The following is a 24,465-nucleotide window of genomic DNA, read 5'->3' on the forward strand; positions in this document are numbered from 1 at the left end:
ACGGGCTCTACGGCGGGTTCAGGATCAACCGTTCGCCGCGGACCTCGTAGCCGGAGAGACGCGTCAGGAAGGTCTGGCCGAGGAGATTGGCGGAGAGTGCCCCGGGCTTGGCCACCATGGCGTTCACCCGCCGCTCGGTGATCGTGCCGACGCTGAGGGAGTCGAGTTGGACCGGCGCCGCGTAGGTGATGCCGTTGGCGGTGGAGACGCGGGCTGTGAACGCGGAGGAATCGGGCGTGAGTCCGAGGGCGGCGGCGTTCTCGGCGGTCAGGACGACGCTGCTTGCGCCCGTGTCGAACAGGAAGGGCTGCGCGCGGCCATTGACCTCGGCGTCGACCCGGAAGTCGCCGTCGGCCCGCCGGACGATCGTGACGGCGCCGTTCGAACCCGTGGTCGCGGTCCCGGGCCGCACCGCGCCGAGCACCTGGGAACTCACGCCCTGGATCCGATCGCGCTCGGTGTAGCCGATCACGAGGGCGAGGCCGATCAGCGCCCAGGCGAGCAGTGCCCGCAGGTTCGCGCCGAGTTGCGCCGTGAACTGCCGCCAGAACCCGGCCACCACCAGGATCAGGATCGTCCCGGTCCAGGCGAGGCTCGCCAGCTGATCGGGCCCGATCATGCCGCCGACGCTGTCGCTGCCGTCGCTGAGCACGAGGGCGACGAGGACCAGCGCGATCGCGGCGAGCCCGAGGCAGATCATGACGGCAATGCCCCCTCGGGGGGGATCAGGTGCGCCGCGCGCATCCGAGCTTCCAGCCCGGCCATGATGGTCCGGCGCTCGACCTCCGACAGGCCGCCCCAGACGGCGATCTCGCCGCGGGTCCGGCCGCAACCGCAGCACAGGCCGGTCGCGGCGTCGAGCACGCAGACCTTGGTGCAGGGCGAGGAGGGTTTTGGCGCGGGTGGCATCGAGAAACCTTGGCGGAGGGATCGTGGCCGGGTGATGACCTTCCGCTCATGCGCTAATCTGCCGCCGCAGCCACCAGCGCCACCAGGGCGGCGATCTCTGCCACCTGCTGGCAGGCGCCGATCACGTCCCCGGTCTGGCCGCCGATTTTGTCTCGCGCCAGCCGGGTCAGGCCCCAGGAGGCCAGGCCCGCGCACAGGATCATCAGCGCGACGCCGCCGAACGGCAGGCTAAGGAGGCACGCGGCCAGCGCCAGCGCCAGACCAAGGCCGAGGGCGGTGGCGAGGCTCGCCCGGCTCGGGCGCCCGACCGAGGCGGAGAGGCCAGCCGGACGCGCCGGCGCCAGCAGTACCATCGGGGCCAGGGCGGCGACCCGCGACAGGGCGGCGGCCAGGATCAGGGCGGTGACGGCGGCCAGGCCGGTGCGGTCGAGGAGCGTCGCCAGGGCGCCGATGCGAAGCGCCAGGGACAGGACGAGGGCCGCCCCGCCATAGGCGCCGATCCGGCTGTCGCGCATGATCTCGAGGCGGCGCTCCCGGGTGGCGCCGCCGCCGAAGCCGTCGGCCACGTCGGCGAGCCCGTCCTCGTGCAGGGCGCCGGTCGCCACCACCAGGGTCGCGACCGCGAGCGTCGCGGCCAGGAACGGCCCGAGCCCGATCCACCACGCCGCCGCCAGAACGAGGGCGGCCGGCAGGGCGAGGACCAGTCCAGCCAGCGGCAGCATCCGGGGGAGGGTGGTGAAGTCGGGGCTGCGATGCGGGTCCGGCTCGCCGGGCAGTTGCGGCACGGGCAGGCGGGAGTAGAAGCGCAGGCACCCGGCAAGGTCGTAGAGAGCGCCGCGCCCCGGCCAGTCGGCCTCTCCGCCGGTCTGCCTGTCCATCGCGGTCTCCCGCATCCGCCCACCGCGCCGCTCGTCTGGCGCACGCCGGTCCAGTATACGCGACCCGATCCGGCCCCGTCCCCGGGCACCCACAGGAAATCATCGGCCCATGCCCGATCCAGGCCCGTTCGACGACATCCGCAACCTGCTCAAGGCCATGCCGGGTCCCGACCGCGACGCGCAGGAGGCCGTGGCGGCCCGGGATGCGACCCTGACCAAGCCCGCGGGCTCCCTCGGCCGGCTGGAAAACCTCGTGTCCTGGCTGGCGGCGTGGCAGGGCAAGGCGCCGCCGAGCTTCGACCGACCGCTGGTCTGCGTCTTCGCCGGCAGCCACGGGGTGACGCGCCGGGGCGTCTCGGCCTTCCCGGACGCGGTCAACCGGCAGATGCTCGACAATTTCGCGGCCGGGGGCGCGGCGATCAACCAGATCTGCGCGGCCTACGGGCTCGGCTTCAAGGTGTTCGACCTCGCCCTCGACATGCCGACCGGCGACATCACCGAAGGCCCGGCCCTCGACGAGCGCGCCACGGTCGCCACGATGGCGTTCGGCATGGAGGCGGTGGCGGCCGGCACCGATTGCCTCGGCATCGGCGAGATGGGCATCGGCAATACCACCGTGGCAGCCGCCCTCTACGCCGCCCTGTTCGGCGGCGATCCGGCCCACTGGGTCGGGCATGGCACCGGCGTCGACCGGGACGGGCTCGGGCGGAAGGTCGCGGCCGTGGAGGCGGCGCTCGCGCACCATGCCGGGCATCTCGATGACCCGCTGCAGGTTCTCGCCCGCCTCGGCGGCCGGGAGATCGCCGCGATGGCGGGGGCGATCCTGGCGGCCCGGCTGCAGCGGATCCCGGTGGTGATCGACGGCTACGTGGCGACCGCCGCCGCTGCCGTGCTGCACGCGGCCGACCCGAGCGCCCTCGACCATTGCCTCGCCGGCCACGTCTCGGCGGAGGGCGTCCACGCCGAGGTGCTGGAGCGGCTCGGCCTCGTGCCGCTGCTGGCGCTCGGCATGCGGCTCGGGGAGGCGTCCGGTGCCGGCATGGCGATGGGCTTGCTCAAGGGGGCCCTCGCCTGCCACACCGGCATGGCGACCTTCGCCCAGGCCGGGGTTTCCGGGAAGGACGCGGCGCCCACCGCTTGATCCGCCGGGGCGTCGCCTCATCGCGAAAGTCCCGGATTCCAAAGGATGAGTCCTTTGGCGGGTGCAGGGCAGCGCCCTGCGGTACGGATCCTTCACCCCCTCCAAGGGGGTGAAGGATCCGTTCATCGGGGTTTCACCCCGACACCCCACCAAAGGGACTTGGTCCCTTTGGAATCCCCGATCAGCCGGTTTTCTCGATGTTCCAGAAGAACTGGACCGGGGCCATGACCATGCCCTTGAGCTTCGTGCTCACGGCCATGGGCTGCTGCACCAGACCCGCCGGAGCGTAGGGCACGACCGCGAAGGCCCGCTCCTCGATCTGCGCGGCCAGCGCCTTCTGGCGCGCCTCGTCGCCGGTCGCGATCCAGTCGCTGCGCAGGCTCTCCAGGATCGGATCGTCCGGCCAGCCGAACCAGGCGGCCGGGCCGTTGGCCCGGATCAGCGGATGCAGGGCCGGGTTCAGCACGTCGGCCCCCGACCAGAGCGTGTGGAAGACCGACCAGCCGCCGGCATCGACCGGCCCGCGATTGCCGCGGCGGGCGATGAAGCTGCCCCAGTCGGTCGAGACCAGATCGACGTTCATCCCGAGCTGCTTCAGCAGATCCTGGGTGACCAGCGACTGATTGTAGGCGATCGGCTGGTCGGCCGGGGCCAGCAGCACGACCTTCTCGCCCTTGTAGCCGGCCTTGGCCAGCATCGCCTTGGCCTTGCCGAGATCCTCCTGCATGGCGGCGGCTCCGCCGGCCCCGGTCGACATCGGCGAGCCCGGCGTGAAGAAGGTCTTGGCCTCCTGGTAATAGTCCGGGCTGCCGACCACCGCCTGCATGTAGTCGTCCTGCTTCATGGCCATCATCACGGCCCGGCGGATCTCGGGATTGTTGAACGGCGGCTGCGTGTGGTTGAACCGCATCAGCAGGATCAGCCCGAGCGGGACGTTGCGGATCTCGATGCCCGGCTTGTCCTTGAGGACGGGGATCAGGTCGATCGGCGGCTGCTCGTACCAGTCGACCGCCCCCTGGATCATCGCGCCGACGGCCGCCGAGGCCTCGGTGATGGCGAGCCACTCGATCCGGTCGACCTTGGCGACCTTGCCGCCGGCCGCCCAGGAGGGCGCCTCCTCGCGGGGCCGGTAGCCGGCGTGGCGCGTGTAGATCGCGTTCTGGCCCGGGATCCATTCCCGCGCCTCGAAGCGCCAGGGCCCGGAGCCCATCGCGTCGGCGATCGGCTTGGAGGCGTCCTGAAGCGCGATGCGCTCCGGCATGATGAAGGGCACATTGGAGGACAGCTTGCCCAAAGCCGCCGGCAGCAGGGGGAACGGCTTTTTCAAGCTGATGGTGAAGGTCCGCGCATCCGCCTGGCCGTATTCCGCCACGAAGCCCGCCAGGGTCTGGCCGAAGGCATCGCGCTTCGCCCAGCGCGCGATGGAGGCGATGCAGTCCTTGGCCTCGACGGGGGACCCGTCGTGGAAGCTGAGGCCGTCGCGGAGATGGAAGGTCCAGCGCAGGCCGTCAGGCGCGGTCTGCCAGTCGCTGACCATCTGGGGCTGGATCCGGAAGTTCTCGTCGGTGGCGAACAACGTGTCGTAGACGAGATAGCCATGGTTGCGGATGACGTAGCTCGTGGCGACGATCGGATCGAGGGAGGGCAGGGGCGTCGACGGGATGAAGCGCAGCACGCTGCCGCCGGACTGAGCCCGGGCGCGGGACGGGCGGCCGAGACCGGTGGCGAGCGCCGAAGCGGTGCCCGCCAGAAGCTGGCGGCGGTGGAGCGTCATCGCAGTCGACCCCTCTCGTGATCGGGCCTCGAAGCCCGAGTCATTTTATACAATTTCAAGCCTCGGGCCTGCCGTCAAGGGTCCTGCGAGGCCCGAGCCGGACAGGGAGCGAGACGATGAAGAACCGGACCATGGCGGGTTCGATCGGGTCCGAGATTCGGCGGCGCATCCTCGACGGGCGCTATCCGGCCGGGTCGCAACTGCGCCAGGACGGGCTGGCCGCGGAGTTCGGCGCCAGCCGGATCCCCGTCCGGGAGGCCCTGTTCCAGCTCGAAGCCGAGGGCTTGGTGCGGATCCATCCGCATCGGGGCGCGATGGTGGCGCCGCTCTCACCCGCCGATGCGGCCGAGGCCCTGGAACTCCGCGCGGCCCTCGAGCCGCGCCTTCTAGCGCTGTCCGCGCCGCTGCTGACCGAGGCGGATTTCGAGCGTGCGAACAGGCTCTTGGACGATTATGCGGCGGCCCTGCATGAAGGCGCCACGGCACGCTGGGGGACGCTCAACACGGAGCTTCACCTCCTCCTGTACAGCCGGGCGAACCGCCCCCGCGCCTTCGGCCTCGTCGGCTCCCTGCTGGCGGAATGCGACCGCTACACCCGCCTGCAGCTCTCGACGGATGCGGCGGAGCTGGAGCGGGCCGACCGCGAGCACCGGGAGATCGTCCGGCTCTGCCGGAACGGTCACATCTCGGCCGCCTGCGCCCTGCTGGTCGACCATATCGGCCACGTCGCCACCGCGCTGATGGCCTTTCTCGGCGAGGCGTCCGGCGAGACCCGGACGCCTGCTATGCAGCAAGCGATTGTATAAAATCCTTGCCCGAATCGTCCGGTGCTGCCATGGAGAGGCCCGCCGTCCGGCGCGCCCCCGCCGCGGTCCCGATCCCCCTTCCGACCGGACGAAACGCCGATGGCCTCCGACCGACAGATCTTCTCCGGCACGATCCCGGCCCTCATGACGCCCTGCCGACCGGACCGGTCGCCGGATTTCGAGGCGTTGGCCCGGAAGGGGAAGGAGCTCGTCGCCGCCGGGATGTCGGCGGTGGTCTATTGCGGCTCGATGGGCGACTGGCCGCTCCTGACCGACGAGGAGCGGATGGCGGGCGTCGAGCGGCTGCTGTCGGACGGCGTCCCGGTCATCGTGGGGACCGGCGCGCAGAACCCGAAGCGGGCGGCGGCGCTCGCGGCGCACGCCAAGGCGGCCGGCGCTCAGGGCCTGATGATCATCCCGCGGGTCCTGTCGCGGGGCAGTTCGGCGGCGGCGCAGGAGGCCCATTTCGCCGGCATCCTCGAGGCGGCGGTGGACCTGCCCTCGGTGATCTACAACAGCCCGTATTACGGCTTCGAGACCCGGGCGGAGCTGTTCTTCAGCCTGCGCGCCCGCTACCCGCACCTCGTCGGCTTCAAGGAATTCGGCGGCGCCCGGTCGCTCACCTACGCCGCCGAGCACATCACCGGCCAGTCGCCCGACATCACCCTGATGGTCGGCGTGGATACCCAGGTGGTGCACGGCTACGTCAATTGCGGCGCCCGGGGCGCGATCACGGGCATCGGCAACGTCCTGCCGCGGGAGGTGCTGCACCTCGTCTCGCTGTGCGAGATGGCGGCCACGGGCGACGTCCAGGCCCGGCGGCGGGCGGAGGAACTCGATGCGGCGCTCGCGGTCCTGTCGAGCTTCGACGAGGGTGCCGATCTCGTCCTCTACTACAAGTATCTGATGGTGCTGGAGGGGAACCCAGAATACGAACTGCACTTCAACGCCTCCGACGCGTTGAGCGCCGGACAGCGCCATTACGCGGAGACGCAGCTGCGCCTCTTCAAGGCGTGGTACGCGCAGTGGCCAGAGGCGTGCGCGCAGGACGCAGGCCGGGCCTGACCGGTCGATCCGGCAGCCTGCCTCGCCCGGCAGGCGCGGGGTCTGCAACACGGGCCGGCACCGCGCGCCTTTGCGTGGAACGGCCCGTCGGCGTTATGGCGGGTACGCGATCGTCCTCAGCCCGCGAACCCCGCTCATGAAGATCACCCAGGCCTTCACCTTCGAGGCAGCCCACCGGCTGCCGAACGTGCCCGAGACCCACCGCTGCCACCGGATGCACGGGCATTCCTACCGGGTCGAGCTGACGGTCGCCGGCCCGGTCGATCCGCAGACCGGCTGGGTGATCGACTTCTACGACATCGAAAGCATCTTCGGACCGCTGCTGGCCCGGCTCGACCACCATTGCCTCAACGAGATCGAGGGGCTGGAGAATCCGACCGCCGAGAACATCGCGGCCTGGATCTGGCATCGGTTGCGGCCGGACCTGCCGGGGCTCGCCCGCGTGCGGGTGGCCGAGACCCCGATGTCCTGGGCGGAATACGATGGCGACTGAGACAGCCGGCGATCGGTCGGCCCTGGTTCTGTTCTCCGGTGGGCAGGATTCGGCGACCTGTCTCGCCTGGGCCCTCGACCGGTTCGACCATGTCGAGACTTTGGGCTTCGATTACGGCCAGCGCCACCGGGTCGAGCTCGACCGCCGTGCGGCCCTGCGGGCAGGCACGACCCGCATCAATTCCGCCTGGGCGCCCCGCCTCGGCGAGGACCACACGGTCGCGCTCGACGCGCTCGGACAAATCTCCGAGACGGCGCTGACCCGGGAGGCGGCGATCGGCTACGAGGCCTCGGGCCTGCCCAACACCTTCGTGCCCGGCCGCAACATCGCGTTCCTGACCTTCGCGGCGGCGCTCGCCTACCGGCGGGGCCTCCGCCACGTGGTCGGCGGCATGTGCGAGACCGACTATTCCGGCTATCCCGATTGCCGCGACGACACCATCAAGGCGCTGCAGGTGGCGCTGAATCTCGGCATGGAGCGCCGCTTCGTGCTGCACACGCCCCTGATGTGGCTCGACAAGGCGCAGACCTGGGAACTGGCCGAGACGCTCGGCGGGCGGGCGCTGGTCGACCTGATCGTCGAGGAGAGCCACACCTGCTACCTCGGCGAGCGCGGGCAGCGCCATGACTGGGGCTACGGCTGCGGCACCTGCCCGGCCTGCCGCCTGCGAGCGGACGGGTTCGCACGGTTCAGCGCGGCCTGAGCCCGTCGACCAGCACCGCCAGAGTCCCGCGGAAGGCGTCCGGGCTCGCGAACAGGCGCTCCATCAGCAGCGCCCCCTCCAGGGTGGCGATGACGTAGCGGGCGAGCGCCGCCGGATCTGTCCCGGCGCGGACGCTGCCATCTGCCTGGCCCGCGCGCAGGACCGCCTCCAGCCACGCGAGGTGATCCGCGAAGAAGGCCGCGATGGCCCGGCGCAGACGTTCGGGCAGCGCCTCGCCCTCGATGGCCAGCGCCGCGCAGAGGCAGCCGAGCCCCTGCTCGACGCCGCCCAGATAGAGTTGACCATAGGCCTCGATCCGCCCCGGCCCGTCCGCCACCTCCGTCCGGATCGCCTCCAGGGCGGCGGCGTAGCGGGCCGCATAGGCCGCCACTAGGGCGGCGCCGAGATCCACCTTGCTGGGGAAATGGTGGTGGATGCTCGCCTTGCGAATCCCCACCGCGGCCGCGAGGTCGGCATAACTGAAGCCGGCATAGCCCCGCCCCCGCACAAGCGTTTCGGCCTGGATCAGCAGTTCGGCGCGGGTGTCCCTCATCGCGGCCTCATCCGGGGCGCGGCTCACGCGAACGTGCAGCCCGTACCCATACCTCACCCTGTCTGCCACTTGACGGGTCGAAAATCTACCTACCTAATGGTAGACAAGAACAACAGGAGGATCGGGCATGACGGCTCCCGCCGTCCATCCCAGGGCGTTCCCAGGAGGCCGCGCGCTGTCGCGGCGCAGCGCCCTGTTCGGCGGCCTGTGCCTGTGCTGCCTGCCGACCCTCGGCCGCGCGGCGGAGTCCTTCACGATGGCGGAGGTCGGCCCCGGCATCTTCGTGCGCAAGGGCCTGATTGCTGACGCCACGCCCGAGAATGCCGACGCCATCGCCAATATCGGCTTCATCGTCGGTCAGAACGGCGTGCTGGTGACGGAATCCGGCGGCAGCCTCGCCGATGGCCAGTGGCTGCGCGCCGAGATCGTTGAGCGCACGCAGAAGCCGATCACCCATGTGGTCCTGACCCATGTCCATCCGGATCACGTCTTCGGGGCCGGCGCCTTCGTGCAGGACAAGCCGGTCTTCATCGGCCATGCCAAGCTCACCGAGGCGCTCTCCGCGCGGGGCGAGTTCTACCGCAAGCGCCTGATCGACCTGCTGGGCGAGGACCGCACCGGACCGGTGGTCTACCCGACGATGACGGTGGCCGACACGGCCGAGATCGATCTTGGCGACCGCCGCCTGACCTTCACGGCGCATGGGCCGGCCCATACCACCTCGGACCTGTCGATGATCGATTCGGGCAGCGGCCTGCTGTTCCCCGCCGACCTGCTGTTCGTGAACCGGATCCCGTCCCTCGACGGGAGCCTGAAGGGCTGGCTCACGGAGGTCGAGCGCCTGAAGGCCATGGGCCCCACGCGCGCCGTACCGGGCCACGGTCCGGTCGTGGTGGATCTCGCCCCGGCGCTCGCCGACCTCACCGGCTACCTGACGACGCTCCGCGACGGCACCCGGGCGGCGATCGCCAAGGATGTCTCCATCGAGAAGGCGGTCGATACCGTCGCGCGGGATCAGCGGGACAAGTGGGCCCTGTTCGACACCTATAATGGCCGCAACGTCACCGTGGCCTATCAGGAACTCGAGTGGGAATAATTTTTTTGAAGTCCCCATATTTGATACAATCGGGAGGCACGCCATGACGTTCAGGATCGGACAGACACTTTCCAGCCTCGCCCTCGGCCTCGCCGTGGCGACGACGGCGCTCACCCCCGTGGCCTGGGCAGCCGGCGCCTCCGATACCGATCAGGAGCGGGCCGCCCGCTGGCAGGAGATCGCCAAGTCGATTTTCGGCGACCGCCAGATCGCGCAGACCGACAGCCTCGTGAAGATCGACGCTCCGGCGCGCGCCCTCGACGCCGCACTGGTGCCGATCACCCTGACCATGCCCAATGACGGGCAGATCAAGGCGGTCTCGCTGATCATCGACGACAATCCGGCGCCCTACGCGGCCAAGTTCGAGTTCGGCCCGGCCGCCGACCCGGCGGAGCTGAAGCTGCGCGTGCGGGTCAACAACTACACCGACATGCACGCCGTGGTGGAGACGCAGGACGGCAAGCTCTACGAGGCCAAGCAGTTCGTGAAGGCGTCCGGCGGCTGCTCGGCCCCGATGGGCATGAGCGACGAGGAGGCCATGAAGGGCATGGGCGACATGCGCATGAAGTTCGCCGAGACGGGCGCCGGCAAGCCGGTCGAGGCGACGCTGATGGTCCGCCACCCGAACTTTTCTGGCATGCAGATGAACCAAGTGAGCCGCGAATACACGCCGGCGCGCTACATCGACAAGCTCACCGTCTCGGCCGGCGACCAGAAGGTCTTCACCCTGACGGGCGACATCTCGATCGCCTCCAACCCGGTGATCAACTTCGCTTTCAAGCCGGACGGCAAGCCGATCCAGGTGGCGGCCTCCGACAACCAGGGCGGCCACTGGCAGCACAGCTTCAATCCGCCGGCGCCGACGAACTGAGCGATGGGTCAGGGACGCATGATCGGTCGGATCGCGGCGGCGCTGACCGCCCTCTGCTGCCTCGCCGCGGCCCCGGCCGATTCGCCCGTCAACGTGCCCGAGCCGGAGGGGCTCTACGCGGGGCCGCCGCATGGCTACACGCCGCCGACCCTGAAGGGCGCCGCGGTGGTGGATGCCGATGCCCTCGCCGCCCTGATGGCGGGGCCGGACAAGCCGGTGCTGATCGACGTGGCGGCTCCCGACCGCAAGCCGTCGAACTTCCCGGCCGGACGCCTGTGGCTGCCGGTGCATCCCTCGATCCCCGGGGCGGTCTGGATGCCGGAGGCCGGGGCCGAGCCCCTGGCGCCGGAGCGCGAGGCGCTGTTCTACGAACGCGTCGCCGAGCTGACCGGAGGCGACAAGGCCAAGCCCATCGTGGTGTTCTGCCACGTCGAGTGCTGGGGCAGCTGGAACGCCGCCAAGCGGCTGGCTCGCAAGGGCTATACCGGCATCCGCTGGTTCCCCGAGGGCGTCGAGGGCTGGCAGGAGAAGCACGAGACGACGAATCTGCGCGTCGACCCCGCCTGGAAGGCAGCGAGCGAAAAGCAGGCGGGCCGCTGACCCGCGGCGCCCGGCGGTGTAAGAGGGGGAGGGAGACGCGCGGACACCAAAAGGGATCTGAACCATGTCGCAGGTCGTGCAGTCGCGCCGGCTCCGGGCGATCGATATCGGCAAGCGCAAGGCCGAGGGGCGCAAGATTATCGCGCTCACCGCCTACCACGCCCACACCGCCGGCATCGTCGATCCCTATTGCGACTTCATCCTCGTGGGCGATTCCCTCGGCATGGTCATGCACGGGATGGAATCGACGATTCCCGTCACCCTGGAAATGATGATCCTCCAGGCGCAGGCGGTGATCCGGGGCACGCAGAAGGCGCTCGTCGTGGTCGACATGCCGTTCGGCTCCTACGAGGCGAGCAAGGAGCAGGCCTTCCTCAACGCCGCCCGGGTGCTGAAGGAGAGCGGCGCCGGCGCGATCAAGATGGAGGGCGGCGCGCATTTCGCCGAGACGGTGGCGTTCCTCGTCCAGCGCGGCGTGCCGGTGATGGGCCATATCGGGCTCACCCCGCAGGCGGTGAACACGATGGGCGGGTTCAAGGTGCAGGGCCGCGCCCCCGATGACGAGCGCCGCCTGCTGGAGGATGCCCGCGCGATCTCCGAGGCCGGGGCCTTCGCGATCGTGCTGGAGGGCATCGTCGAGCCGGTGGCCCGGGCGATCGCGACCTCGCCGCGGGTGAGCGCAGCGACGATCGGCATCGGCGCCTCGGCGGTCTGCGACGGGCAGATCCTGGTTCTGGAGGACATGCTCGGCCTGTCCGAACGCACGCCGAAATTCGTGCGGCAGTTCGGCAGCCTGCGGAGCCATATCGAGGAGGCCGTGAAGGCCTATGCCGAGGAAGTCCAGGCCGGGCGGTTCCCGGCCGCGGACCACACCTACGGTTAGGCCCACTCAGCCCAGCGGCCGGGCCGGGTTGCCGACGACGGTCGCCCCCGCCGGCACGTCGCGGGTGACGACCGCGCCCGCGCCGATGATGGCATCGTCACCCACCGTGACGCCGGGCAGGATCAGCGCGCCGCCGCCGATCCAGACATTCGCCCCGACCGTGATGGGCCGGCCGGATTCGACGCCCGCCCGCCGCAACTCCGGATCGCGCGGATGGTCGGCGGTCAGGAACTGCACCCCGGGGCCGACCTGGGTAAGGGTGCCGATCGACACGGGGGCGACGTCGAGGATCACGCAGTTGAAGTTGAGGAACACCCCGTCGCCGACCGCGATGTGCTGGCCGTAATCGCAGAAGAACGGCGGCCGGATCACCGCGCCCGCGCCGACATGGCCGAGGAGTTCGCGCAGGAGGACACGCCGCTCGTCGGGGGAGGCGGCCAGGGTGGCGTTGTAGCGGACCATCCAGGCGCGGGCACGCCGCGCATCGGCGGCGAGTTCCGGGTCGCCGGGCCGGTAGGGCTCGCCGGACAGCATCTTTTGCTTCTCAGTCTTGGCTGTCATGCGGTCGATGTCCTGCGTGGGTCCCGGACAGGATGGGATGCGGGTCGGCGAGGGGCTCCAATGCGGGCAGGCTCCACCCCCACCCCGGCCGTCCCTCACGGGATGATCACCCGCGAAGCGGGCACAGCAATGCGGGGGCTCACGGAAGCCGGTCGGCTTCGGCGTGGGCTGCGGGACGCGCCATCGTCGCCGGTTGAAGCGTTCCGCGATAGGCGACGATCAGCCCGACGAGCGGCGCTTGGATCGTGATGTCGAAGGCGAACGCCCCGTCTCTCTCGGTCTCGAAGCACGCGCCTGTCGGCAGCAGATATCGCGGCATCGGAACTTTCAAAATGGACCATCGCCTGGGTACGAACAGGAGGCGCGGCCCGTCTCGAACGAGGGCGACCGCGAAGACGGCGAGGCCGAACCGCTCGATCAACAGGTAGCGATCCCGGCCCGTGCCGGCCGATTGAAGCGACGCGAAGGTCTTCCCGCCGATGGTCCGGGTCCACCGCTCGCCCCCGGGCACCGGAGCGAACGTGACCGTCGCGGGAACATCCTCGGCCGCGTCCGGAAATCCGAGCCGCGCACACAGGAGCCGCGCGATGGGCCCGCGCCCGCGCCGGACCGTCGCCGAGCCGGTCCAGCGCCGGGGGCCGGACCCCGCGTGAAGCTCGCGGACACGCGCGGGCAGCGCGTCGAAGGCCGAGCCGAGAATAGCGCGATAGATCGTCCCGCTATCATCCTCGTCCCGGAAACCGAAGACGATCGCCCGGCGGGCGAACAGCGCCTCGTAATCGTCCAGTTCCAGGGCGCGGACCGCCGATCGGGCACCGGTGACGGGCCGCTCGCCGCGCAGCATCTTCCGGATCAGCGCCTCGATCGCCATCGACGGGATCAGCGGACCGTCGTCGCCCTCGGCCAGGAGATGCCAGCTGCGCACGACATCCCGGTTTCCGCAGCGCCCGCGGACGGACACGACCATGCCTCCGCGATGCTCGCCGTACCGCAGCCGGTTCAGCACCGCGTAGAACAGTCGCGAGAACGGCGTCAGGGCGGGCAGCCGGAACCGCGCCCGGGCCTTGGCCAGGAGGTTGAGCACCCGGTGCAGAGACTCGGGTACCGGTCCGGCGCCCATCCAGATGTCGGTCATCGCGGGGTGCTCGGGCGGAAGAACCAGCAGGTCCGGCACGTCGACCAGGGAGAAGCGCAGGTTTCGCAGGGGCAGACGCCCCGGCACCGCGACCGTGAATCGCCGGCTCTCGGTCAGGCCCCTCGCCTCGAACGGCCGCCCGCCGCGCCGCAACTTGACCGGACCGCCGGCATATCCGACCACCGCACGCATGACGTTGAGGCCGATCCCGGCATAGGGCGAGGGGGCGATGCCGCCCTCGACGGCGTGGATCTCCATACCCGACGCCATCCTGCGCAGAACGGCCGCGGTCAGCACGGGAAAGCTGCTGACGCCGGAGAGGACCACGACGCCGGCGGCCTTCGCCGCCGCGTCGAACGTGGACACCCCGAAGACGAAATCCGCCCCGTCGGCGAAGTCGAGATAATCGACGCCCGCCGCGATACAGCACGCGATCACGCGGTACGGATCGGCGCCGTAATCCTGAAACGGACCGGAGGCGTCCACGACGAGGTTCGGTCTTTGCGCGCGAAGGGCCTCCCCGATATCCGCACGGTCGAGGGCGAGGGGCTCGACCAGCGTCCTGCCGCGATGCTGCGCACAGAACGCCTGTGCCCGCTCCAGGCTGCGCCCGCAGATGACAAGATGGAGACCCGGGACATCGTGCAGAAGCTGAACGAGCCTGCCGCCGAAGACCCCATAGCCCCCCAGGATCAGGACCTTCATCGATCGGCGTTCCCGTCAGGAGGAGTTCAGGATCGTACGATCGATTGCCTCACAGGATCCGATCGCGGTACCGATCGGGGGCGATCCAGCAGGTGTCACGTCGGCCGAACCAGCGGTAGCGGTTTCGCGCGATGAACCGGTAGACGCGATCCCGCAGCCAAGCCGGGACGATCCGGAAGATCCGCGCCAGCCTCCAGGGATACCCGAGCGTCTCGTAGATGCTGATGACCGCATCACTGTCCTGGCGAATCCGATCGCCCTCCACCACCAGCAGGCTTACCGGATCCTCGGGATCCATGCCGTGCCTGCGATAGAGGGATTGGCCGATCGCGCTCTGCATGGAGGCGAGGCGAAATCGCGCCGCGCGATCGCGCGTCAGGATGAACTGGGCGTTGGCCGAGCACAGCACGCATTCGGCGTCGAACAGGACGATGGGACCAGCGGGATCCGCTGCCGAGCAGGCTCTCGTCGTCATGCAGACAGTCTAACCGATGGGGTTGCCGGAGGAGAAGCTTGCTCACCGCCGCACGCGTTCGTCGCATGCCGGCAGACGTCACGGGCTCACGCCTCGGAGCCCCACCCCATCACCCCACCCGCCGCGACGGCAGCCGCAAGCCCGGGGCCGGGCGCTCCAACAAGACCTCACGCCGGAACCGCACCAGCCGCGCCGGCCTCCCGGCGGCGCCGCTGGTGACGCTCTCGGTCTCCTCCACCAGCCCCTGCTGCGCCACGAGCCGGCGGAAATTCTGCTTGTGCAGCTGCGTGCCCGAGAGTGCTTCCACGGTGCGCTGGAGCTGGAGCAGGGTGAATTCCGGCGGCATCAGCTCGAACACCACCGGGCGGTACTTGATCTTGCCCCGCAGCCGGCCGATCGCGGTGGCGAGCACCCGCCGGTGGTCGAACGCCATCGGCACGCCGGTCGGGTCGTTCGGGAGCGCCGGGCCGGCATTGCCGCCGGCCTCCGGGATCAGCCCGGCCTCGAACAGCAATTCGTAGCGCTCCAGCACGCGCTCCTCGTTCCAGGTGCCGCCGTTCATGCCGAAGGTCAGGCCAAGCCGGTCGAGGCGGCGGGTCCGGGTGGCGCAATCCGCGGGCTCGGCCGCCCAGGCGGCGAGCCGCGCCTCGATCGCGTCGAGCTGGCGCGGACGGCCCTGGCGGAAATCCTCGTAGGGCAGGTAACGGTACCAGTTCTGCCACGCGGCTTCCGCGAGGCCCGCCGGCCGCTCCTCGCGCACCAGCGCCAGATAGGCCACCGACAGCGAGTGCACCCCCGATTGCGCGGCGGCGCCCGAGCGGTCGCGGTCGCCGAAGGTGTAGAGTTGCTCCACGTAGCCGAGGCGCTGGTGCGTCTGCCGCTCCACCCAGGCGCGCAGGCCGCGCTCCAGGGTGGCGTGCTCGGGGACGAGCGGACCGGCCGGCAGGCCGTCGCCGCGGCCCGGCGCCTGATCGGGCACGCGGATCGTCAGGGCACGCGGCTCCCCCCTGGTCGCGGCGACGATCACCGCGACGAGGCCTACGGAGGAGCGCTCCGGCAGGGCCTGCGCCCCGCGCGCACCCGTCTGCACCGCGGCACCGTCCATCGTCCCTCGACCACCTCGCCTGTCGAATGCGCTTTGGGGCCAATCGTTTCCGCACGCCCCGGCGCCCACCAGCGGATCCCGCCTATAGGGGGGCAGGACCGCCGCGCGTCAACGCCGCCGTATGACGCTCGGGCGGCCGCAGGGTCCGACGCCGCTTGCCAAGGCGGCGGCGGCTGACCAAACAGGGGCCATCCGAACGGCCAGGATGGAGCCCGAGCGACAGCGATGCCAGCCAGCGCGAACGCCGCACCGACCGGGGGACCGGCGGTCGATCTGCGGCTCTACGGCCTCCTCGATGTCGGTGTCTGCGGCGGCGATGGCGACCGTCTGGCGCGGCTCGGCGCCGAGGCGGTCGCGGGGGGCTGCACCCTGCTGCAATACCGCGAGAAGGACATCGCGGATGCCCGCGCCGCCCTGGCGCGGATCCGGGCGATCCGGGAGGCGGTCGGCGGGCGGGTGCCGGTGCTGGTCAACGACCGGGTCGACCTCGCCCTCGCGGCGGGGGCGGAGGGGGTGCATCTCGGCCAGGGCGACCTCCACCCGGCCGATGCCCGCCGGCTCCTGGGACCGGGGGCGATCATCGGCCTCACCGTGAAGACCACCGCGCAGGCCGACGAGCTGTACCGGTTGCCGGTGGATTATGCCTGCATCGGCGGCGTGTTCGCCACCACCAGCAAGGACAATCCCGACCCGCCGGTCGGCCTCGACGGGTTCGCCAGCATTGCCTTCCGGGCGCGGCTCGCCCGGGGCGCGGGCCTGCCGCTCGGCGCCATCGCGGGGATCGGGCTGGACAACGCCGCCGCCGTGGTCGCCGCGGGGGCGGACGGTGTGGCGGTCATCACCGCCCTGTTCGGCGCGGAACCGGTGCGCCAGCGCGCCCGGGACCTACGCGCCCGGATCGACGCCGCCCTGGCGGAGCGGGCCCGATGAGCGCGACCCCAATCGCCGTCACCATCGCGGGCTCGGATTCCGGCGGCGGCGCCGGCATTCAGGCCGATCTCAAGACGTTCTCGGCGCTTGGTGTCTACGGCGCCAGCGTGATCACGGCGCTCACCGCGCAGAACACGCGGGGCGTCCAGGGTATCCACGACGTGCCGGCGGATTTCGTCGCCCGGCAGATCGACAGCGTCTTCTCCGACCTCGCGGTGACGGCGGTGAAGATCGGCATGCTGTCGCGGTCCGAGGTGATCGTGGCCGTGGCCGAGGGGCTGGCGCGCCATGCCCAAACAATCCCCGTCGTCCTCGACCCCGTGATGGTGGCCACCAGCGGCGACCGGCTGATCGCCGACGACGCCGTGGCGACGCTCCGGGACCGGCTGCTGGCGCGGGCCGACCTGATCACCCCCAACCTGCCGGAGGCGGCGGTGCTGCTCGGCGAATCCGTCGCCGAGGACCCGGCGACCGCCGCCGCCCAGGCGCGGCGGCTCGTGGCGCTCGGGGCCCGGGCGGTGCTGATCAAGGGCGGGCACGGGACGGGGCGCGAGAGCATCGACCACCTCGTCACGGCGGACGGGACCCTGCGGACCCTCGTGGCGCCGCGGATCGCCACCGCCAACACCCACGGCACCGGCTGCACCCTCTCATCCGCCATCGCGGCGGGTCTGGCCCGCGGCCTGTCGCTGCCGGCCGCAGTGGCGGAGGCCAAGACCTATCTCACGGCGGCGCTCGCCGCCGCGGATGAACTGGCGATCGGCGCCGGGCACGGGCCGGTCCATCATTTCCACGGCCTTTGGGGATAGATCGGCGCACTGAGGCGCTGTCCGCCGCCTTGCAACCGGATGACGATTGCGTTTGAAGAAGCGCACGATCGTTCGGATAACGGAACGGCGCAGGCGGGCCGGTGGCGATGCAGGATCAGGCGGAACGGCCAGACCGGGGACGCGGGCGCGACCTGCTGACGGGCGCGCAGGCGCTCTCCGGGCAGCTCGGCAAGACCATCCAGCGGCTGCGCAAGGCCTACAATCTGTCGCTCTCGGAACTCGCCGAGCAATCGGGCGTGGCCAAGTCGATCATCAGCCAGATCGAGCGCAACGAGACCAACCCGACGCTCGCCACGATCTGGCGGCTCTCCCAGGCCCTCGACGTGTCGATCGAGCGGGTCCTGGCGACGGGCGACGAGGAGCCGTTCATCGAAAAGACCTCCCGGGCCGATACGCCGATCCTGGTCTCCGAGGACGGGAAGGTCCGGCTCGCCATCATCGGCTGGCTGAAGACGATCGAGTGGCTGCAATGGTACGAGGTTACGGCCGACCCGGGCGGGGTCCTCGATTCGGACCCGCACCAGCGCGGTTCGGTGGAATCGCTGTCGGTCGCCGAGGGGGCGTTCGAGGTGGAGATCGGCGGCACCGTGCAGCGGGCGCGGGCGGGCGAGACCCTGCGCTACCGCTGTGACCGGCCCCACCTCGTGCGCTGCACGGACGGCCCGGCCCGGGCCACCATGGTGGTGATCATGAAGGCGGCCGTGATGGAGTGACACGGGCTCACCGCCCCGTATTCACCCACCGCACCACGTCGGCCAACACCATCATCAGCGCCTGGTCGAGGGCGCGGGCCCCGTTGCCGGCGTCGATCTTGGCCACCGGCACCCGGGCCACGAAGATCCGCGCGGCCGTCACCTTGCCGGTGCCGTCGGCCACGAGCTTCAGCGCCAGATCCACCACCGCCTCGCCGGTCGCCGCCTGGACGTCGAAGGCGCGGATCTCGCTGATCAGCTGGTAATCGGCCACGATCTTGTCGCCGGGGCGGCTCACCGAGCGCAACCGCCCGGAATTCTCCAGGCTCTGGATGATCCGGGACTGGATCAGCCGCGGCAGCCGGTCGGCCCATTGGCCGCCGCCCAGGAAGGCGAGCGACCCGCCGCCCTCGCGCACGATGATCCGATCCGCCTCGAAGGGCTGGATGCCCACCGGCTCCGAGACCGTGATCGACCGGCCGGCCGCCACCGGCCGCCCGGCCGGGGGCAGGGCCGCGAGATCGAAGGTCAACGGCGCCGCGCCGCCGCCGCAGCCACCCAGCAGGGCGGCGAGCAACACAGCGGCGGCGATGTGGGACGAGCGGACCATACACATGACCTGAGAGACCCCGCCGACGAACGGCGGAGTTGTAAAAGCTATGCCGTTAAAACTAGCCCGCATCGGTATCCGTGCCGTGCGCCGGGACACATCGACCCGGCGGGCCGTGATTTCAGCGTCCGCCGTTGTATTCCGGCAACGATGGTTTGCCGCCGAATATCACCTGACTCGGATCCCGCTCCAGGCTCCGCACGGTGCGGTTGAGGGTGCTCAGCGTCCGCTGGCCATCCCCCGACAGGGCCTCGACCTCCCGGCGGCCGGTGCCGCTCAGGCGGCCGAAATTGGTCGAGATGCTGGCGGTGCGCTTGTCGAGGTTCTCCGACATCACCCGGAACGCCTTGCCGGCGTCGCGCACCGAGATCGCCGCCGCGCGGATCTCCGCGAAGGTGCTGGAGCCCTCCTGCCCCGAGGCCGAGCCCAGGAAGCCCTGGGCGCCGTTGAGCACCGCGTCGATCTTGTCGGCCGAGGCATTGAGCTTGCCGGCGAGCGAGCGGGCGTCGTGCACGGCGCCCTCGATATCGGGGCTGGATTTGGACAGGGCCTCCGAGAATCGGTCGGCGTTGTCGATCACGTGGCCGAGTTTTGCCCCGTCCACCGCCTTGACCAGGGCCGAGATGTTCGGCCCGGCATCGGCCAGCGTCTTCGAGAAGGTCTCGACGTTGGTGAGCGAGCGGTTGATCGCGCCCTCGTTGGCGGAGACCAGCCGGTCGAGCCGGGCCAGCATGTCGTCGGCCCGCTGCGCCACCTGACGGGCGAGCGCCATCATGTCCTGCATGTCGGAGGAATCGGCGAAGATCGTCGGCGGCTCGCCATTGGCCATCGGGGTCAGCACCGGCGCGTCGGCGTTGCCGCCGGAGAGCGAGATCACCGAGACGCCGGTGAGCATCGCCGAATCGAGCCGGGCGCGGGTATCGGCCCGCAGCGGGGTCGCGGGATCGACCTTGATCTGGGCGAGCACCCGGCGCGGATCCTGCGGGGCGAGGCGGATATCGGTGACCTCGCCGACCTTGATGCCGTTGAAGTTCACGCTCGACCCGCGCGACAGCCCCCCGACCGAGCCGGAGAAGACGATCCGCACCGTCTGGCTGACCTGCCGGGACGAGCCGCCGGAGAGCCACAGCACGGTGCCGAAGCCCGCCAGGATCACGGCGATGGTGAAGGCCCCGATCAGGGCGTAGTTCGCGCGGGTTTCCATGCGCTCAGCCTGTGTGTCTGCCCGGCGGATTGGCGCGGGGCGGAATGGGATGGGGGCGGCGCTCAGGCATGCAGGGCCGTGCCGCCCGTGGCGATGGTACGGGCGCGCTTGCCGTGGAAGTAGGAGCGCAGCCAGGGATGGTCGCTCGCCAGCATCTCCTCGATGGTGCCGGCCGCGATGATCTGGCCGTCGCCGAGCGCCGCGATCCGGTCGCAGGCGGTGTAGAGGCTGTCGAGGTCGTGGGTGACCATGAACACGGTTAGGCCCAGCGTCTCCTTCAGGGTCGAGACGAGGTCGTCGAATTCCCCCGCGCCGATCGGGTCGAGGCCCGAGGTCGGCTCGTCGAGGAACAGGATCTCGGGATCGAGCGCCAGGGAGCGGGCCAAGGCCGCGCGCTTGATCATGCCGCCCGAGAGTTCGGAAGGCAGCTTGTCGGCGGCGTCGGGCTTCAGGCCGACCATCTCGATCTTGAGCCGCGCGAACTCGTCGAGCAGGCGCTCGGACAGGTTCAGGTGCTCGCGCATCGGCACCTGGATGTTCTGCTTGACGGTGAGCGCCGAGAACAGCGCCCCCTGCTGGAACAGCACGCCCCAGCGCTGCTCCATGCGCCGCCGCTCGGCGTAGGTGAGTTCATCGACGTCCCGGCCGAACACCTCGATCGTGCCCGCCCGCTTCGGGTTGAGGCCGAGGATCGTCCGGGTGAGCACCGACTTGCCCTGGCCCGAGGGTCCGACGAAGCCCAGGATCTCGCCGGCGCGGATGTCCAGGCTCAGGCCCTTGAGGATGTTGCGGTCGCGGAAGCCGACCACGAGGTCGCGCACGCGGATGATCGGCGCAGGGGCGGACATCGGGGTATCCATCGGGGCGGTCATCGGGCCGGGTCTTAGAAATCGATCGCGGCGAAGAACACCGCGAACAGGCCATCGAGGACGATGACCATGAAGATGGACTTCACGACCGAGGCGGTGACGTGGCGGCCGAGGGATTCCGCCGAGCCCTCCACGGCAAACCCCTCGATCGTGGCGATCACCCCGATGGTCAGCGCCATGAACGGCGCCTTGATCAGACCGACCATCACGTGGTGGACGCCCACCGCCGCCTGGAGCCGAACCAGGAACTGGTCGAGGGTCAACCCGCCGTAGAGCATCGCGGTCAGCCCGCCGCCCGCGAGCGCCGCCAGGTCGCCGATCAGCGTCAGCATCGGCAGGCCGATCATCAGGGCGAGCACCCGGGGCACGATCAGGATCTCGACCGGGTCGAGGCCCATGACGCGCAGGGCATCGACCTCCTCGCGCATGCGCATCGAGCCGATCTCGGCGGTGATCGCCGAGCCGGAGCGGCCGGCGACCATGATCGAGGTCAGCAGCACGCCCATCTCGCGCAGGATCAAGAGGCCGATCAGGTTGACCACGAAGGTCTGCGCGCCGAAGCGCTGGAGCTGGAAGATGCCCTGCTGGGCGACGATGCCGCCCACGAGGAACGAGATCAGCACGATGATCGGCGTGCCGTTGAGCGCCACCTGCTGGATCTGGTTGACGAGGGCGTTGCCCCGGAAAGTCCCGGGCCGCACGGCGACGCGCCCGCAGGCGGCGATCAGCTCGCCCAGGAAGGCGAGGGCGGTGACGAATTCCTGGCCGCCCTGCACGGTCTGCCGCCCGGTGGCGTCGAGGGCACCGACGATCACGCCGTGCCGCCGCGGCGGCGGCGCCTCGGGCTCGCGCAGGCGGACCTCGCCCAGCAGGGTCCGGTGCTCCGACCGAACCGCGTGATAGGTGAGGGCGCTCCCGGCCTGCTCGATCTCCGCGCGGGTGCGCTCGAGGACCCAGGCGCCGAGCGTGTCGAGGCGCTCGATTCCCGACAGGTCGAGGGCCACGGGGTCCGCCCGGCCGGCAGCCGCGATGCGCGCGGCCGCGGCCTCGACGGCGGGCGCCTGGTCGGCGGTCCAGCGGCCGTCGAGCTGCAGCCGGCCGTGTTCCGCCGGCTCCCGCACCGATGCGCCGGCCGAGATGACGGGAACTCTGTCCTCGCTCAGCAAGACCCTCTCTCCTCGATCGAGGCACCACCCTGCCGGGCGGTTATGTCGACATTACGGTTGACGATCCGTCTCCGATGTCGCGCCGCGGGAGGCCAGCGCCAGTCCGAGGCCAACGCCGGCCAGCGGCGCCATCAGCAGGAAGGCGAGGGGGCCGCCAGCCCGGTAGGCGAGGCCGCTCACCAGGGTGGCGACCACGGAGATGCTGGCATTGACCGCGCTGAGCGTGCCCTGCGCCCGACCCCGCGCGCCGTCCGGAGCGTAGGCCGAGACCGCCGCCATGGCGCCGAGCTGCGTCGCCCCGAAGGTCAACCCGTGCAGAGCCTGCAGCGGCACCAGGGCGGCGAGGCGGTCGCCGATCAGGAACATGCCGACCGCCCGCAGGATCGCGGCGGCGGCGCCGAGGCTCAGGAGCCGCACCGGGCGGCGCCACGCGGCCGGCAGGGCCGGCATGACGGCGAGCAGCACGATCTCGGACAGCACGCCGACCGCCCAGAGCGACCCGACCCACGCCGCCGGGATGCCCTGGCTCGTCCAGTAGATGCTGCCGAACCCATAGATCGCCCCATGGCTCGCCTGGATCGACGCAGCCGCGCCGATGCAGAGCCAGAGCTTCCGCGGCAGCTTCGGCCGGCCGGTCCCGTCCTCGGCCTGCTTCAGGCCCGTCATCGCCTGACTGCGCCACGCCACCAGGGCAGCCCCGAGGGCGAGGCCGGTGAGCAGCAGCGGCACCGCGAGCCGGCCGCCGAGCGCCGAGAGCAGGAAGCCCCCCGCCAAGTTCGCCAGCAGGAAGGCGATGGAGCCCGCCATCCGGATCCGGGAATAGGCGAGGCGGTTGTCCTGCCGCACGGCCGCGAGCGTCAGGTAGTCGATGCAGGGCACCAGCGGCGAGCCCGCGACCGCGTTCAGCACGATCAGCAGGGCGAGCAGGGGCCAGCCGATCCCGGCGGCCCCCGGCATCAATGCGTAGGTGAGGCTGAGCGCGAGGCTGCCGGCGAGAATCATCCGGCGCGGCCCGAGCCCCCGGTCGAGCAGGCTCATCAGCGGCGCCGTGGCGGCGATCCGGGTGGCGATCGGCAGGGCGAGGAGCACACCGATCACCGCGGCATCGAGCCCCAGGGCATCGAGCCAGAGCGGCATGAACGGCATGGCGATGCCGATCTCGGTGAAGACGACGGCGTAGAGCAGCGACAGGCGCGCCGGGCCGGACGGGCGAGGCAACATCGAACTCGGGGCGGGGGATTCAGAGGGCACGCGCGGAGGGATCGGCCTCGGGCGCCCCGTAAGTGACCGTTAAACGGATCCTGTCAAATTGCGCTCGCCTCGCGGTTGCAGACTGCGTTCAGGAAAACCCATGTCCGGTCCCGCAAGCCCGAGCCCGAACGCATCGGCCGAGTACGAGGCCATCGCGGCGACCATCTCGGGCACCGAGCGCGGGCGCTGGTTCCTGGCCGAACATGCCCGCCGTAACCGGGGGGCCGAGACCGAGATGCTGCTCGGGGCGATCGCCCGCCTGGAGCGGACCGTCACCGCGGATCGCGGCCACGAGGCCTTCGGACATCTGCGCGGCAACCTCGTCGACATGGCCGACGCGATCAGCCGGACGAAGGCGGAGATCGCCGCGATCAGCGCCGCCAACCACGAGCAGACGCGCCTGACCGAGGCGTCGCTCGCCCTCGACGGCATCGTGCGCGAGACCGAGCGGGCGACCTCGGACATCCTCGGTTCCGCCGAGGCGATTCAGGAGGCGGCCTGGACGCTGCGCGAGCAGGGCGCCAACGAGGCGGCCTGCGACGTCCTCGACCACCACGCCACCGGGATCTACACGGCCTGCTCGTTCCAGGACCTCACCGCGCAGCGCATCGCCCGGATCGTCTATACCCTGCGCTACCTGGAGGACCGCCTGTCGGCCATGATCGCGATCTGGGGCGAGGAGGCCGAGCCGGTTCCGTCACTGAGCGAAGCCGGGGCCGCGGAGATCGGCGCGTCCGATCTCAACCAGAGCGACATCGACCGCTATATCGGCATGGATGTCCCGGCCGTCACGGCCGCCGCCCTCGTGGCCCGGCCGGGGAGCCTGCCGCTGCACGAGGACCTCGTGTTCCTGCCGATTGCGGGCGAGCCCGACACCGAGGTGGCCGGGCCAGAAAGCATCATGGCCGAGAGCATCATGGCCGAGAGCGTCATGGCCGAGAGCGTCATGGCCGACAGCGTCGACGACGCCCCGGCCCGCGACCCCCCCGAACTCGCCTGGGCCGGCCTCGCCGCGGCCACCCCCGAACCCGATGGGGTTCCGGCGCCACCGGGAGCCCTGGACACGGCGCTTAGGCCCGCCCCGATCGGCGGGCTCTCGCCCCAGCAGCGGCTGCCGCCGTTCGCCTGAGACACCGACCGGGGAGCGCCCGGACCCCCCC

The 24,465-nt window shown here is 70.8% G+C and carries 27 protein-coding genes; 13 read left to right on the top strand and 14 right to left on the bottom strand.

The window, feature by feature from the left end:
* Positions 1–7 precede the first annotated feature (7 nt).
* Genes MKK88_RS00560 through cobS form a run of 3 tightly spaced genes read right to left on the bottom strand, consistent with a single transcriptional unit; the run spans position 8 to position 1,787 of the window.
* On the bottom strand, positions 8–700 hold the full coding sequence (locus MKK88_RS00560) for a TIGR02281 family clan AA aspartic protease (RefSeq protein ID WP_243996634.1): 693 nt from the start codon (positions 698–700) through the stop codon (positions 8–10).
* The gene (locus MKK88_RS00565; RefSeq protein WP_243996635.1) at positions 697–909 is read right to left on the bottom strand and encodes a DUF1289 domain-containing protein; all 213 of its coding nucleotides are present in this window, start codon (positions 907–909) and stop codon (positions 697–699) included. The genes MKK88_RS00560 and MKK88_RS00565 overlap by 4 nt, the downstream gene beginning before the upstream one ends.
* 53 nt (positions 910–962) lie before the next feature.
* Positions 963–1,787, bottom strand: coding sequence for an adenosylcobinamide-GDP ribazoletransferase (cobS, locus tag MKK88_RS00570; protein ID WP_243996636.1), 825 nt, complete (start codon positions 1,785–1,787; stop codon positions 963–965).
* A gap of 109 nt (positions 1,788–1,896) precedes the next feature.
* Here cobS and cobT point away from each other — a divergent pair, with 109 nt between their 5' ends.
* The gene (gene cobT / locus MKK88_RS00575) at positions 1,897–2,928 is read left to right on the top strand and encodes a nicotinate-nucleotide--dimethylbenzimidazole phosphoribosyltransferase (RefSeq protein ID WP_243996637.1); all 1,032 of its coding nucleotides are present in this window, start codon (positions 1,897–1,899) and stop codon (positions 2,926–2,928) included.
* Positions 2,929–3,109: 181 nt separating this feature from the next.
* On the opposite strand, the gene MKK88_RS00580 is transcribed toward cobT, so the two are convergent.
* Entirely contained in the window at positions 3,110–4,702 is a 1,593-nt protein-coding gene (locus tag MKK88_RS00580) for an ABC transporter substrate-binding protein (protein WP_243996638.1), read from the bottom strand.
* 116 nt (positions 4,703–4,818) lie between these two features.
* On the opposite strand from MKK88_RS00580, the gene MKK88_RS00585 reads away from it, so the two are divergent.
* The 4 genes from MKK88_RS00585 (at position 4,819) to queC (ending at position 7,769) form a co-directional block, all read left to right on the top strand.
* Positions 4,819–5,508: a GntR family transcriptional regulator gene (locus MKK88_RS00585; protein WP_243996639.1), complete on the top strand. Its 690-nt coding sequence runs from the start codon at positions 4,819–4,821 to the stop codon at positions 5,506–5,508.
* A gap of 99 nt (positions 5,509–5,607) precedes the next feature.
* Positions 5,608–6,573 carry a dihydrodipicolinate synthase family protein gene (locus MKK88_RS00590; RefSeq protein ID WP_243996640.1) on the top strand — a complete coding sequence of 322 codons (966 nt, stop codon included), beginning with the start codon at positions 5,608–5,610 and terminating at the stop codon, positions 6,571–6,573.
* A gap of 136 nt (positions 6,574–6,709) precedes the next feature.
* Positions 6,710–7,066 (top strand): 6-carboxytetrahydropterin synthase QueD, encoded by a 357-nt coding sequence (gene queD / locus MKK88_RS00595; RefSeq protein ID WP_243996641.1) that lies wholly within the window; start codon positions 6,710–6,712, stop codon positions 7,064–7,066.
* The gene (gene queC, locus MKK88_RS00600) at positions 7,056–7,769 is read left to right on the top strand and encodes a 7-cyano-7-deazaguanine synthase QueC (protein WP_243996642.1); all 714 of its coding nucleotides are present in this window, start codon (positions 7,056–7,058) and stop codon (positions 7,767–7,769) included. Before queD ends, queC begins: the two co-directional genes overlap by 11 nt.
* Here queC and MKK88_RS00605 read toward each other — a convergent pair.
* Positions 7,756–8,322, bottom strand: coding sequence for a TetR/AcrR family transcriptional regulator (locus MKK88_RS00605; protein ID WP_243996643.1), 567 nt, complete (start codon positions 8,320–8,322; stop codon positions 7,756–7,758). The two genes, queC and MKK88_RS00605, sit on opposite strands and share 14 nt — an antisense overlap.
* Before the next feature lie 127 nt (positions 8,323–8,449).
* On the opposite strand from MKK88_RS00605, the gene MKK88_RS00610 reads away from it, so the two are divergent.
* The 4 genes from MKK88_RS00610 (at position 8,450) to panB (ending at position 11,772) form a co-directional block, all read left to right on the top strand.
* Entirely contained in the window at positions 8,450–9,418 is a 969-nt protein-coding gene (locus MKK88_RS00610; RefSeq protein WP_243996644.1) for a quinoprotein relay system zinc metallohydrolase 2, read from the top strand.
* Between the two features lie 43 nt (positions 9,419–9,461).
* Positions 9,462–10,289: a quinoprotein dehydrogenase-associated SoxYZ-like carrier gene (locus MKK88_RS00615; protein ID WP_243996645.1), complete on the top strand. Its 828-nt coding sequence runs from the start codon at positions 9,462–9,464 to the stop codon at positions 10,287–10,289.
* A gap of 3 nt (positions 10,290–10,292) precedes the next feature.
* Positions 10,293–10,889: a rhodanese-like domain-containing protein gene (locus MKK88_RS00620; RefSeq protein WP_243996646.1), complete on the top strand. Its 597-nt coding sequence runs from the start codon at positions 10,293–10,295 to the stop codon at positions 10,887–10,889.
* Positions 10,890–10,953: 64 nt separating this feature from the next.
* Positions 10,954–11,772, top strand: coding sequence for a 3-methyl-2-oxobutanoate hydroxymethyltransferase (gene panB, locus MKK88_RS00625; RefSeq protein ID WP_243996647.1), 819 nt, complete (start codon positions 10,954–10,956; stop codon positions 11,770–11,772).
* A 6-nt stretch (positions 11,773–11,778) separates the two neighbouring features.
* Here panB and MKK88_RS00630 read toward each other — a convergent pair whose 3' ends face one another.
* The 4 genes from MKK88_RS00630 to MKK88_RS00645 all read right to left on the bottom strand — a co-directional run bounded on the left by MKK88_RS00630 (position 11,779) and on the right by MKK88_RS00645 (position 15,753).
* The gene (locus MKK88_RS00630) at positions 11,779–12,333 is read right to left on the bottom strand and encodes a sugar O-acetyltransferase (RefSeq protein ID WP_243996648.1); all 555 of its coding nucleotides are present in this window, start codon (positions 12,331–12,333) and stop codon (positions 11,779–11,781) included.
* 139 nt (positions 12,334–12,472) lie between these two features.
* Complete coding sequence (locus tag MKK88_RS00635; RefSeq protein WP_243996649.1) at positions 12,473–14,173, bottom strand: SDR family oxidoreductase; 1,701 nt, start codon at positions 14,171–14,173, stop codon at positions 12,473–12,475.
* A 49-nt stretch (positions 14,174–14,222) separates the two neighbouring features.
* Complete coding sequence (locus MKK88_RS00640) at positions 14,223–14,648, bottom strand: thiol-disulfide oxidoreductase DCC family protein (RefSeq protein ID WP_243996650.1); 426 nt, start codon at positions 14,646–14,648, stop codon at positions 14,223–14,225.
* A gap of 109 nt (positions 14,649–14,757) precedes the next feature.
* Positions 14,758–15,753 (bottom strand): NUDIX hydrolase, encoded by a 996-nt coding sequence (locus tag MKK88_RS00645; protein ID WP_243996651.1) that lies wholly within the window; start codon positions 15,751–15,753, stop codon positions 14,758–14,760.
* Between the two features lie 225 nt (positions 15,754–15,978).
* On the opposite strand from MKK88_RS00645, the gene thiE reads away from it, so the two are divergent.
* The 3 genes from thiE to MKK88_RS00660 all read left to right on the top strand — a co-directional run bounded on the left by thiE (position 15,979) and on the right by MKK88_RS00660 (position 18,226).
* Positions 15,979–16,683: a thiamine phosphate synthase gene (gene thiE, locus MKK88_RS00650; RefSeq protein WP_243996652.1), complete on the top strand. Its 705-nt coding sequence runs from the start codon at positions 15,979–15,981 to the stop codon at positions 16,681–16,683.
* Positions 16,680–17,492, top strand: coding sequence for a bifunctional hydroxymethylpyrimidine kinase/phosphomethylpyrimidine kinase (thiD, locus tag MKK88_RS00655; RefSeq protein WP_243996653.1), 813 nt, complete (start codon positions 16,680–16,682; stop codon positions 17,490–17,492). The genes thiE and thiD overlap by 4 nt, the downstream gene beginning before the upstream one ends.
* Before the next feature lie 107 nt (positions 17,493–17,599).
* The gene (locus MKK88_RS00660; protein ID WP_243996662.1) at positions 17,600–18,226 is read left to right on the top strand and encodes a helix-turn-helix domain-containing protein; all 627 of its coding nucleotides are present in this window, start codon (positions 17,600–17,602) and stop codon (positions 18,224–18,226) included.
* 7 nt (positions 18,227–18,233) lie between these two features.
* Here MKK88_RS00660 and MKK88_RS00665 read toward each other — a convergent pair whose 3' ends face one another.
* The 5 genes from MKK88_RS00665 to MKK88_RS00685 form a co-directional block, all read right to left on the bottom strand.
* Entirely contained in the window at positions 18,234–18,815 is a 582-nt protein-coding gene (locus MKK88_RS00665; RefSeq protein ID WP_243996654.1) for an ABC-type transport auxiliary lipoprotein family protein, read from the bottom strand.
* 121 nt (positions 18,816–18,936) lie between these two features.
* A complete protein-coding gene (locus MKK88_RS00670) occupies positions 18,937–20,019 on the bottom strand; it encodes an MlaD family protein (protein ID WP_243996655.1) in 1,083 nt (360 codons plus the stop codon).
* A gap of 62 nt (positions 20,020–20,081) precedes the next feature.
* On the bottom strand, positions 20,082–20,867 hold the full coding sequence (locus MKK88_RS00675) for an ABC transporter ATP-binding protein (protein WP_409566600.1): 786 nt from the start codon (positions 20,865–20,867) through the stop codon (positions 20,082–20,084).
* 35 nt (positions 20,868–20,902) lie between these two features.
* Positions 20,903–22,054, bottom strand: a complete 1,152-nt coding sequence (locus MKK88_RS00680) for an ABC transporter permease (RefSeq protein WP_243996657.1) — start codon at positions 22,052–22,054, stop codon at positions 20,903–20,905.
* A gap of 51 nt (positions 22,055–22,105) precedes the next feature.
* Positions 22,106–23,272, bottom strand: coding sequence for an MFS transporter (locus MKK88_RS00685; protein WP_243996663.1), 1,167 nt, complete (start codon positions 23,270–23,272; stop codon positions 22,106–22,108).
* 133 nt (positions 23,273–23,405) lie between these two features.
* On the opposite strand from MKK88_RS00685, the gene MKK88_RS00690 reads away from it, so the two are divergent.
* On the top strand, positions 23,406–24,434 hold the full coding sequence (locus MKK88_RS00690; RefSeq protein WP_243996658.1) for a hypothetical protein: 1,029 nt from the start codon (positions 23,406–23,408) through the stop codon (positions 24,432–24,434).
* Positions 24,435–24,465: the final 31 nt, after the last annotated feature.

It is taken from the genome of Methylobacterium sp. E-005 (genome assembly GCF_022829725.1).
GTDB lineage: Bacteria > Pseudomonadota > Alphaproteobacteria > Rhizobiales > Beijerinckiaceae > Methylobacterium.